The organism is uncultured Aurantimicrobium sp. (genome assembly GCF_936931525.1).
Lineage (GTDB): Bacteria > Actinomycetota > Actinomycetes > Actinomycetales > Microbacteriaceae > Aurantimicrobium.
Window position 1 is genome coordinate 1 of sequence record NZ_CAKZII010000045.1, and the last position, 11093, is coordinate 11093.

The following is an 11093-nucleotide window of genomic DNA, read 5'->3' on the forward strand; positions in this document are numbered from 1 at the left end:
TTCGATGTTGAGCGTTCCAGCCATCTGAGAAGGCTGGTTTGCCACGATGCCGACGGTGCGACCCTCCACGCGGGAGAAGCCGATCACGATGTTGGGAGCAAACAGGGCCTGCACTTCGAGGAAGTCACCGTTGTCTGCGACGCCACGAATCACTTCGTGCACGTCGTAGGGCTGGTTGGTGCTGTCGGGAATCAGAGTGTTGAGCTTCTTGTCCTCGTCGGTGATCTCGAGTTCAACCTCGGACTCATAGACGGGAAGCTCAGCCATGTTGTTATCGGGCAGGAAGCCGACCAACGTGCGGGCGTAGTCGAGAGCATCGCTCTCGTCAGCTGCGAGGTAGTGAGAAACACCAGAGACGGTGTTGTGAGTCAGTGCGCCACCGAGCTCCTCGAAGCCCACCTCTTCACCGGTCACGGTCTTGATCACGTCGGGACCGGTCACGAACATGTGGCTGGTCTTATCCACCATGATGACGAAGTCAGTCAGAGCGGGGGAGTACACAGCACCACCGGCAGCGGGGCCCATGATGATGGAGATCTGAGGAATGACACCAGAAGCGGCGGTGTTGCGACGGAAGATTTCTCCGTACTTACCCAGGGCAACAACACCCTCTTGAATACGAGCTCCACCCGAGTCCAAGATGCCGAGGATCGGCACACCAGTCTTGAGAGCAAGGTCCATGACCTTGATGATCTTTTCACCGGCAACTTCACCGAGAGATCCACCGAAGACGGTGAAGTCCTGCGAGTAAACAGCAACCTGGCGACCGTGGATTGTTCCGGTACCCGTGACGACAGCATCACCGTAGGGGCGGTTCTTGTCCATGCCAAAAGCGGTGGTGCGGTGACGCACATATTCGTCCAGCTCAACGAAGGAGCCGGGGTCAAGAAGTTCTTCGATGCGCTCACGGGCAGTCATCTTGCCCTTAGCGTGCTGCTTCTCAGCTGCCTTGGCACCGTTGTCAATAACTGCCTCGGTGTAGCGGGCCTTCAGATCGGCAAGCTTCCCGGCAGTAGTGAAGGGGTCGATAGATTTCGCGTTTTCAGTCACGCTTTTCACTCTACTTGCCATAGGTATCGAAAAAGGGTTAGAGCTTCCCTACAAAAAACACCTGCCAAACTGTTCTTATGGAACTTCCCCTCAGCACCCCACTTGCGTCACGCCTGCTCTGGCTGGATGAAGTGGGCTCCACCAATACCCATCTGGTTGCTGCAGTGAACTCCAGCGAAGGCGACCAGTGGCCTGACTTCTCCGTCGTTGCCACCGACAACCAGGTCGCCGGTAAGGGCCGACTCGGCCGTGACTGGAGCGCCCCTGCCGGAGCTTCTCTCGCAGTCTCTGTTCTTCTCCGACCACAGACACCTGCAGGACGTCCGCTTCCTCCAGAGTCGCTGGGGTGGTTTGGATTGCTCGCGGGCCTCGCTATGGCACGAGCCTGCAACTCGGTTCTGCCCGACGGCAAAGTTGCGACCATCAAGTGGCCCAATGATGTGCTTATTGGAGAGAAGAAAGTCTGCGGTGTCCTGAGTGAACTCGTGACCACTCCCTTGGGCATGGCATTAGTTGTGGGCACGGGCGTAAACATCGCGCTCGCCGAAGCAGATCTTCCCGTGCCGACCGCAACCTCACTTGCTCTTGAAGGTGCCCAAACCACGCTTGACGCCGTGCTTTCTGCGTATTTGACCGAGTTCTCTCGCATTACGAAAGTCTTTGTCTCTGCAGCAGGTAACGTGCGCAGCTCAGGTCTGTTGGATCAGGTCACAGAGCTCTGCAACACAATTGGAAAGTCAGTCCGTGTGGAGCTTCCTTCGGGCGAGAACCCTGTGGGCACCGCCATCGGCATCAACGAAACCGGTTCACTCATCGTGGAGATGAGCAACTGTGCTGAACCGTTGGTCGTCTCTGCTGGCGATGTCACTCACCTGCGCGTGATCTAAGGTAGTACCATCAACTACCCAGCGCGCCACCGGGATTAGACCTGCCCCGCCGACAATAATTGACCTAATGTCTAACCCCACTGTTGCTTATGAGCCTGCGCCCACGGAAGCAGCAGAACCCGTTGTCGTGCGACTGCGTCGCCACGGACGCGTTCTGTTCATGCCCACCTTGGCGCTGATTGGTGTGGCAACCGCCTGGGGTTTCTTCTCTGAAGGTTTCCCTGAGCTCTGGATGAACCTCGTGTTCTGGCTGCTCAGTGCACTGCTTGTGATTGTGCTGTGGGTTTTCCCACTGGTGACCTGGTTGGGCAACCGCGTGATCATCACCACCCGTCGCGTGATTATTTATCGCGGAATCTTCACGCGCAGCAAGCAAGAAGTTCTTTATGGCCGCATCCACGATGTGACCGTGCGTCAGAACGCTGTGCAGGCCGTATTTGGTGCAGGTGACCTGTTGCTCAACACCGGTGCAGAAGCACCGATTCGCCTCTTTGATTTGCCCAAGGCAAACCTCGTTTTGTCAGCATTGTCCGAGCTGGTTGATTCGCAGGCTCCGCTGTCGGCACAGCTGCGTCGTGATGACCAGCGCTGGACGAATGAATACTAAGAAGCCGTAGACGTCTTCTTGCCGAAGCGGCGCTGCCAACCCCAGGTTGTGACAGCTTTCATCGCTTCCATCACGATGTTCTTGCTCATCTTGGATTCGCCTGTTTCGCGTTCCTTGAATTCGATGGGTAATTCCACGACGGTGTAGCCGGCATCCAGCACGCGCAATGTGAGATCAATCTGGAAGCAGTAGCCGTGAGAGTTGACTTGCTCGAGGTGGATTCCGCGCAGTACTTCCGCGCGGAAGGCGCGGAACCCTGCGGTGGAATCCTTGACGTCGATGTTTAAGGCAATGCGGGCATAGGTATTCGCTCCGCGGCTGAGGAACAGCCTGCGTGCTGGCCAGTTGACCACGGAACCGCCCTTGACCCAGCGCGAACCAATCGCGAGACCGGGGTAGTGGGCACCAGGAACAGTTGGTTCCGAGACGGCACCGATCAGAGCGCCGAGTCGGTCGGCTGGATGTGAACCATCAGCGTCCATCTCGACGATGATTTCGAAGCCATGCTCGAGAGCCCAGTCAAAACCGGCGAGGTAGGCATCGCCGAGGCCGGTTTTCTCTGCACGGTGAAGCACGTGCACAAACGGATCAGCACTGGCCAAGGCATCTGCTGTGGTGCCAGTGCCATCAGGGCTGTTGTCGTCCACGATGAGGATGTTGGCATCTGGAACTGCAGAGCGAACTGCTTTCACTGCCTCAGGCAGGGTCTCGAGTTCGTTATAGGTCGGAATGATGACGACGGTGCTCATCGCTTCACGTTCCAAACCCACCAGCGATAGAGAGCAAAGCGCACCAGGGTGCCCAGACCCAAACCAATGATGTTGGCGGAGATGTTGTCTGCCAGCAATGAATCAAAGCCCAACACGTAGTGGGTGAACCAGAGCGTGGCCAAGGTGACGAGCATGCCTGCAACAGAAGCCAGCACGAACTCGATGAGCTCGCGAGCTACGTCAGAGCGCTTGTCACGGCGGAAGGTCCAGTAGCGGTTGCCAAGCCAGTTCACCACGATGGCTACCGAGGTGCTGAGGAACTTGGCTGCCAGAGGCTCCGCCCACCAACCAGGACCAGACAGGGAGAGTAGATTAAAGAGAGAAACGTCGACGACTAAGCCGACTAAACCGACCAGTCCAAACTTGACGAAGTAGCCCAACAGGCCTCTTCTCAAGCGAGTAAACAGGCTCGGGGAAGACTCGGTTGCGATTGCTCGCTCCGATGTGGTCATGTTTCTCCCCGTAAGTGCACTCTCAAACCCGTTCAACCACGCGAAAGATGAGCCGTTGACAACTGTAGTTGGCGTTATAGGTGGCGGCCAATTGGCCCGCATGATGGTGCCTCCTGCAATCAATCTAGGCCTAGATATCCGGGTGCTGGCTGAGAACGAGGGTTCCTCCGCGCAAATCGCCGCAACCCAGGTTGGCGACTACACCGACGTCGACACTGTCCTTGCCTTCGCAGAGGGCTGCGACGTTATTACTTTCGACCACGAACACGTCCCTGCCCACGTTCTGGCAGAGCTGATCACTCGTGGCTACTCTGTCCAGCCAGGACCTCATGCTCTCGAGTTTGCTCAGGACAAACTCCGCATGCGTGAACGTTTGGGTGAACTCGGTATCCCTGTTCCAGGGTGGACTCAGGCTTCTACCGCAGAGCACGTCGCAGACTTCTTGGCAGAGTGGGGTGGCCGTGCGGTCGCCAAGACAGCTCGCGGCGGCTATGACGGCAAGGGTGTTCGTGTCATCACCGCAGCTTCAGATGTGGCCGACTGGCTAGATCTTCTGCAGCCAGGTGAGTCATTGTTGTTGGAAGAATTCGTGGAGTTCCGCCGTGAGCTCTCACAGCTGATTGCCCGTCGCCCCAGTGGCGAGATGGCACTCTGGCCAGTGGTTGAAAGCATCCAGGCAGACGGTGTCTGTAGCGAAGTCATTGCTCCCGCACCGCACTCCCAGGGCAAGATCGCGGACATGGCTGGCTCCATTGCCACCCAAATTGCAGCGGAGCTGGATGTCACCGGCGTGATGGCTGTTGAACTCTTTGAGACCACGGATGACCGCATTCTGGTCAACGAACTTGCTATGCGTCCTCACAACTCCGGCCACTGGACTCAGGATGGCAGCACCACCAGCCAGTTCGAGCAGCACTTGCGTGCTGTGCTCGATCTGCCACTGGGTGCTACAGGGTTGACCGCACCATTCACGGTGATGGTCAACATCTTGGGTGGCCCTGCCTCTGGCGACATGCTTTCTCCTTTCCCCCACGCGATGGCAGATCACCCCACCGTCAAAATCCACACCTATGGCAAAGAACCACGCCCCGGCCGCAAGGTGGGGCACGTCAACGCATCTGGTGATGATCTGCCCGAGGTTGCCTATCAGGCGCGTGGCGCAGCAGGATTCTTTCAGGTCTGAGCCCTAGCCTTGAACAATGGCTGAAACGCACCCACTCGTCGCCGTTGTAATGGGCTCTGACTCTGACTGGACTGTCATGAGTTCGGCCGCCAACGTCTTGAACGACTTTGGCATCCCCTTCGAGGTTGAGGTGCTTTCTGCGCACCGCACCCCAGAGAAAATGATTGCTTTTGGTAAGGCAGCTGCAGGCCGTGGCCTGAAGGTCATCATCGCTGGTGCCGGTGGTGCTGCGCACCTCCCCGGCATGCTGGCGAGTGTGACCCCACTTCCTGTTGTGGGCGTTCCTGTTCCCCTGTCCAAGCTCGATGGCATGGACTCTCTGCTGTCGATCGTGCAGATGCCTGCCGGCGTTCCCGTGGCAACAGTGTCTATTGGCGGCGCTACCAATGCGGCTCTTCTGGCGGTCAAGATTCTTGCAACTAGCAACCCTGAACTTCTCACGGCCGTGGAAGCGTATGCTGCCGGCCTTGCCGACCTGGTCGAAGAAAAGAACAAGGCGCTCAAGTCTCAGTTATGAGTCAAACCAGCCCACTGAGGTATCCCGACACCAGTTCGCAGAAGGTCATGACCACCCGCGCCTGGTGGTTGGTCGTACTCAACTTCGTACTGCCGGGTTCCGTGCAGGCGTTGGCTGGAAACAAACGCCTGGGCAAGATAGGTCTGGGAGCAACTCTTGTTCTTGTTGGTTTCCTCGTTCTCACATTCATTATTGGCCTACTTTGGCCCACCGCCGTTTTCTTCCTGGCAACCTGGGGGCCAACCCTCTTTGTTGGTCAGTTAGCTCTGTTCTTCTTCGCGATTCTGTGGGCTGTGCTCACGCTAGATACGTTGCGTTTGATCCGAGTAGTGAAAACAGGCCCACGTGCTCGTTGGTGGATTTCTAGCGTCACAGTTATTGCAATGCTCTTCATTTCCGGTGGGGCAGCCTATGCAGGCACATTGACCGGAAGCCTCAACAGCGCATTAGGCAAGATCTTCGTAGCTGGTCCTAGCCAGCCACCGATTGACGGTCAATACAACTTCTTACTTCTCGGCGGTGACGCAGGAGAAGACCGTGACGGCTTGCGTCCTGACACAGCTCAGGTTGTCAGCGTCAATGCAGAGACGGGTGCTGCAACCATCATCGGTATGCCTCGTGACCTGCAGGCCATTCCGTTCAATGAAGACTCACCCATGTATTCGGTCTATCCCAACGGATACACCCAGGAAACCGGTGAATACTGCACTCGTTGGGCATGTTTGAACACGGTCTATGTTGCTGCCGAAAATGACCACCCTGACCTCTATCCCAATGCCGCAGCTGAAGGTAGCTCACCTGGTATTGAAGCCATGCGGGATGCTGCAGAGGCCATTACAGGTCTGGACATTCAGTACTACGTCCTCATCGACATGCAGGGTCTGTTGAACTTGATCGATTCACTTGGTGGCGTCGACATCAACGTCGAAGAGCGCATCGCGATAGCTGAACCTGAGACCCCTGAAGAAGAAGTCGGCGAGTGGATTGAAATTGGTCCTCAGCACATGGATGGCTACCACGCCATGATGTACATGCGCTCACGCTGGTCGGGCACCGGTGACTACGACCGCATGGCACGTCAGCAGCAGGTTCAAGAAGCTTTGCTTCGTCAGATGAACCCTGCCAACGTGTTGACCAAGTTCCAAGAGATTGCCGCGGCAGGTACGCAAGTGGTGAAAACCGATATTCCTCAGTCGATGCTCGGTTACTTTGTAAACCTTGGTTTGAAAACTAAGGAACTTCCCATCAACCACATTGAGCTCACGCCCTACTACGAGCCCTTCCCGGTCGACACCGAATACCCTGACTACGCCGGCATTCACGGATACGTCTACTCGGTGATCCACCCACCAGAGCCCACGGAGACTCCTGCTCCGTAAGGAACAGTAAGAGTTAGTCCTTGGTGCGGCGCCAGCTCAGCTCTGCTGAGCTGCGGGCCACAATCAGGACAACAAAGAACCAACCCCACTCGGTGAGGGCAGTACTTTCTGCAAGTCCTGAGATCAGCAGAAGACTCAGCACAAGTGGAGACCAGAGATAGATCTCACTCTTCTTCATCGTGGCCAAGCTCCAGCTACGTGCAAAGGCAAAGCCCAAAAGAATCAGCAACAGGGCTAAGCCCACGATGCCAACCTGAAGCCACGCATCCAGGTAGATGTTGAGTCCAGAGTTGTGAATGTCACCACTTCCGGAATTCATCACGGTGAAGGGCTGTGTCTTGCGTGGCCAGAGGCCAACCCAGCCCCAACCTTCAAGCGGCTTCATCGTTGCCAAGCGCAGCTCTTCGCTCCAGAGGGAGAGTCGATATTGCAGAACTGATGAGGAACTCAATGACTCAAGAATGCTTCCGCGCAATGCCCAGGCAATGATCAAACTCAGACCCGCGGCACTGGCTGCAGCAATTTCGGTTCCTCGACGAACGGCGGGTTCCATCTTGCGCAGGGAAGCCAAAAGCGCGGCAATCACAACAACGACAACAGCGGTAACAAACCCCACGGGGGAGGCGGCTAACAGGACACAGAGCGCGGCTCCCAGAACAGACCAGCCTGCAACCTGCCGGGTCACACTCTTGGTTCGCCATTCAATGAGGAAGGTGACGAGTGCAATAAGAGAGACAAGCATGAAAGCATTACGCGAGCCAAAGACTCCCTGAATTCCTTCGCCAGTAACCAAGTTCCCTCGGATGCCTAGGAAATCAATAGGCCCATCAATAAGAACCCCGGCAATAACCTCCAGGGCTAGAGACGCGGCAAGGAATACCCGGAGGACATCACCAATGGCTCGGATGAGCTGAATGGTGTCACGCGTGGACGAGATGGCCAACGCCAGCACAGCGAAGCTGAGCTGGGATGCGATGCCAACCAAACTGGCCTTGGGGTAATACGACCAGAAGTAACTGACCGCACACCACACTAAAAAGACAGCCAGAGAAATAGGCAGGAACGCGTTCCAGCGCACCACGCGTCGGCGTGCAATCAGCATGAGTGCACACAGCACCAGCTCGGTGACCACGATGGCAGTGAGACCTGCGGTTCCTGTGAGAGAACGCAAAAGGTGTGTGCCCAAGGCAGTAGCGATCACAAGAATGCTCATGGCCCGAGCAAAGCGGGCATGTGAGAAGAAAGCGTAGGCAGCTTCTGCGACGGTGGCAGTTGTTGGACTCATGGTGAGGGCCTAGTTCAGGGCTTTAGTAATGCGAGTGGGCACCATCACGGTCAGCGACAAAATCACCACGAGTGCCCAGCCAGATTGAACAACCAGCTGGCTTTCAGAGAAGCTCTGAGTCAACAGTGCCACTGTCACGAGTAAAGGCAAGAGCGAACTGGCGCTGTAGGGACGAGTCTCAACGAGGTCCCACTGCGGACGATCTACGGCTATGAACCAGGAGCGCGAAAGCAACGTAAACATGGCGATTGCCAGAGCAATCACGCCGACGTAACCGAGCTGCATCCAGACATCCAGCCAGACATTGTGCGCCTGGAGATAGTGCACGCCGGAGCGCACGGCAAGGTTGTTGAAAGGTTCAAGCCAGGGCACCCAGGGACTCAGCCAGCCCCAACCAAAGACAGGGCGTTGTTCAGCCAGAGCAGTGACTGCTGCCCAAATATCTGTGCGACCGGTCAAGTCGGAACCCTTGCCCAGCAGGGAAAGCAACTGCTCACGCGCAACAGAAATCGTTACGATCCCTGCGACTCCCAGCCCCAGCATGGTGAGGTAGACAGGGCGGCGCTGTGTGGCAGGACGTGCACGCAGCCACAATGTGAACAAGGCAACTAGAGCAACGATAAATAATGCAATGAGGTCAGTTGCTGAACGAGTGAGGCCAATCGTTGCCACGGCAATAACGACCCAGACAATGCCCCAGTTACGCCAGACCGTTTTCTGTGCGAGCTGAATAGAAAACACGATGAGTGCGATGACTGCAATAAATCCGAGTTGGTTACGGTTGCCGACAACACCTTGGATGGGGCCACCCTCCATCAAGAGGTTGCGACTCCACTGGTAGACAGCAGGAACTTTCTCGCCTGAGGTGTCGATAAAAACGGGGTAGATGGCGTGACCGACGAACACGCTGACCCACAATTCAAACAGCAGAGATGCGCCAAGGATCCAGCGCAGTGTTGTGCCGAGGGCGCGGATGAAGTCGTTCCACGGCAGTGTGAGTGCGATACCCACACCCCCGATGGTCACCTCAATAAAGGGCCAGAGTGTCAGCGCCGTATTCGAAGGTGAGTATGCCCAGGTGACTGAAGCCACAGCAAAGAGCGCAAAGAAAGCTAGCCAGAAGGGAATGCTGCGCCAGTGAATAAGGTGGCGAGCACGAATGATGACCACGACATAAATCGCGGTGATGAGCACACCCAGCCCCATGAAGATTTCCCAACCCACAAGGTTGCGGATGGCTTCACCGGCAAAGAGCATGAACAGCGTGACAACGGCAAGGCCGGTCTTCGCTTTTCTATATTCTTTGGCGGGCATGTATCAAGGCTAGACGAATGCGGCGTGGCCTGTGATGGCCCTACCCACAATGAGGGTGTTCATCTCCCTTGTGCCCTCGTAGCTATAGATCGCTTCAGCATCGGCAAAGAAGCGTGCCACGTCGTAGTCGAGCACAATTCCGTTGCCACCCAAGATCTCTCGACACCACGCAACAGACTCACGCATACGTGCAGTGGCGACAGCTTTAGCCAGAGCTGCGTGCTCGTCTTTCATCTTGCCGGCATCCTGCATGCGAGAGGTTTCCAGAACCAAAGACAGGCTCGAGGTGATGTTGCCCAAGCTCTTGACCAGCAGGTCCTGCACCATCTGGTGGGCAGCAATGGGCTTGCCGAACTGAATACGTTCCTTGGCATATGCCAGCGCTGCTTCGTAGGCGCCAACGGCAATGCCGACCGCTGCCCAGGCAACCTCGGCGCGGGTAAGGCGAAGCACGGTGGCGGTGTCCGCAAAGCTGTTGGCCTTCTGGAGGCGATTCGCTTCAGGGATGCGCACATCCGTCAGCGTGATGTCGGCGTTCTGAACAACACGAAGAGATTGCTTGCGCTCGATTTTGGTGGCGACATAACCCTGGGTATCGGTTGGAACAATGAAGCCCTTGACCTGACCATCTGCAGTGTCCTTAGCCCAGACCACACAGATATCTGCCCACGTGGCATTACCAATCCAGCGCTTGGAGCCATTGAGAATCCAGTCGTCCCCGTCGCGGGTGGCCGTTGTGCGCAGGCCCTGTGCAGAGTCAGAACCAGAGAGTGGTTCGGTCAAACCAAAGGAGCCCACGATTTCACCTGAGTGCATCTTGGGAAGCCAATATGCACGCTGCTCATCAGATCCACAGACGCCGACAGAGCCCATGGCCAAACCGTTCTGCACTCCGACATAGGTTGCAACGCTGGCATCAATACGTGCAAGTTCAAGTGCGACCCAACCGCGGAACACTGCCGTGGTTTCAAATGGCTGTGTTTCAGGCCATGCCATACCGATCAACTTTGTATCCGCTAGGCCCTTGACCAGTGCCTTGGGGAACTCAGCACGGTCCCAGTGATCATTGATCACAGGCTTGATCTCAGTCTCGAGATAGGTACGCAGTTCCATCAACTTGTCGAGTTCAACTGGAGACAGACTCGCCTCAAGGTGGAAGAAGTCGCTTGGCAGGGTCTCAAAGGTCATGTGGCTAGGCTAATCCTCGTGATGATTCGTGTCGATAACACCCCGCGAGATTATGCCTGGGGTTCTCTGACCGACATTGCCGAACTCCGAGGAAAAGCACCCTCAGGAAAGCCAGAAGCGGAGCTCTGGCTCGGCACACACCCAGGATCACCCACGCAGATCGTGAACCCTGAGGATGCTGCTGAAGCAGCAACGATTGCTGACTACCTCGAAGCACGCGGAGAGCAACCTCTTCCTTATTTGCTCAAGGTACTTGCTGCCGCACACCCGCTGTCTATTCAGGCACATCCGTCACCCGAGCAAGCCCGTGAAGGATTTGCCAGAGAGAACGCTTCAGGTATCGCTCTCGATGCACCGAACCGCAACTACCGCGACGATGCACACAAGCCAGAACTGATCTATGCCCTCAGCGACACCTTCGAAGCTCTCTGTGGTTTCAGAGATGTTGACCACACAATTTC

The 11093-nt window shown here is 56.4% G+C and carries 12 protein-coding genes; 6 read left to right on the plus strand and 6 right to left on the minus strand.

Translation table 11 applies throughout. From position 1 onward, the window contains the following. Positions 1-1071, minus strand: a 1071-nt coding sequence (locus Q0362_RS02225; protein WP_298119317.1) for an acyl-CoA carboxylase subunit beta, incomplete at its 3' end; no start/stop codon positions are given. 56 nt (positions 1072-1127) lie between these two features. Here Q0362_RS02225 and Q0362_RS02230 point away from each other — a divergent pair. After that, positions 1128-1937, plus strand: coding sequence for a biotin--[acetyl-CoA-carboxylase] ligase (locus Q0362_RS02230; RefSeq protein WP_298119319.1), 810 nt, complete (start codon positions 1128-1130; stop codon positions 1935-1937). Between the two features lie 67 nt (positions 1938-2004). Further along, the gene (locus tag Q0362_RS02235) at positions 2005-2544 is read left to right on the plus strand and encodes a PH domain-containing protein (RefSeq protein WP_298119322.1); all 540 of its coding nucleotides are present in this window, start codon (positions 2005-2007) and stop codon (positions 2542-2544) included. Here the strand turns inward: Q0362_RS02235 and Q0362_RS02240 are convergent. Together Q0362_RS02240 and Q0362_RS02245 are read right to left on the minus strand one after the other, a co-directional pair. Then, positions 2541-3293 carry a polyprenol monophosphomannose synthase gene (locus Q0362_RS02240; RefSeq protein WP_298119324.1) on the minus strand — a complete coding sequence of 251 codons (753 nt, stop codon included), beginning with the start codon at positions 3291-3293 and terminating at the stop codon, positions 2541-2543. The two genes, Q0362_RS02235 and Q0362_RS02240, sit on opposite strands and share 4 nt — an antisense overlap. Further along, the gene (locus Q0362_RS02245) at positions 3290-3766 is read right to left on the minus strand and encodes a GtrA family protein (RefSeq protein WP_298119326.1); all 477 of its coding nucleotides are present in this window, start codon (positions 3764-3766) and stop codon (positions 3290-3292) included. The genes Q0362_RS02240 and Q0362_RS02245 overlap by 4 nt, the downstream gene beginning before the upstream one ends. Between Q0362_RS02245 and Q0362_RS02250 the strand changes: the two genes are divergently transcribed. The 3 genes from Q0362_RS02250 to Q0362_RS02260 are packed head-to-tail and all read left to right on the plus strand — an operon-like array spanning position 3765 to position 6845. Beyond that, a complete protein-coding gene (locus Q0362_RS02250; protein ID WP_298119328.1) occupies positions 3765-4949 on the plus strand; it encodes a 5-(carboxyamino)imidazole ribonucleotide synthase in 1185 nt (394 codons plus the stop codon). The two genes, Q0362_RS02245 and Q0362_RS02250, sit on opposite strands and share 2 nt — an antisense overlap. Positions 4950-4965: 16 nt before the next feature. Then, a complete protein-coding gene (gene purE, locus Q0362_RS02255; protein WP_298119330.1) occupies positions 4966-5466 on the plus strand; it encodes a 5-(carboxyamino)imidazole ribonucleotide mutase in 501 nt (166 codons plus the stop codon). Beyond that, positions 5463-6845 carry an LCP family protein gene (locus tag Q0362_RS02260; protein ID WP_298119332.1) on the plus strand — a complete coding sequence of 461 codons (1383 nt, stop codon included), beginning with the start codon at positions 5463-5465 and terminating at the stop codon, positions 6843-6845. The genes purE and Q0362_RS02260 overlap by 4 nt, the downstream gene beginning before the upstream one ends. Positions 6846-6858: 13 nt before the next feature. Here Q0362_RS02260 and Q0362_RS02265 read toward each other — a convergent pair whose 3' ends face one another. Genes Q0362_RS02265 through Q0362_RS02275 form a run of 3 tightly spaced genes read right to left on the minus strand, consistent with a single transcriptional unit; the run spans position 6859 to position 10632 of the window. Next, complete coding sequence (locus Q0362_RS02265; protein ID WP_298119334.1) at positions 6859-8130, minus strand: O-antigen ligase family protein; 1272 nt, start codon at positions 8128-8130, stop codon at positions 6859-6861. Between the two features lie 9 nt (positions 8131-8139). Next, positions 8140-9444, minus strand: a complete 1305-nt coding sequence (locus Q0362_RS02270; RefSeq protein WP_298119336.1) for an O-antigen ligase — start codon at positions 9442-9444, stop codon at positions 8140-8142. A gap of 9 nt (positions 9445-9453) precedes the next feature. Then, positions 9454-10632, minus strand: coding sequence for an acyl-CoA dehydrogenase family protein (locus Q0362_RS02275; protein ID WP_298119339.1), 1179 nt, complete (start codon positions 10630-10632; stop codon positions 9454-9456). Positions 10633-10650: 18 nt separating this feature from the next. Here Q0362_RS02275 and Q0362_RS02280 point away from each other — a divergent pair. Next, the coding region (locus Q0362_RS02280; protein WP_366099769.1) for a type I phosphomannose isomerase catalytic subunit at positions 10651-11093 on the plus strand (443 nt) is incomplete at its 3' end.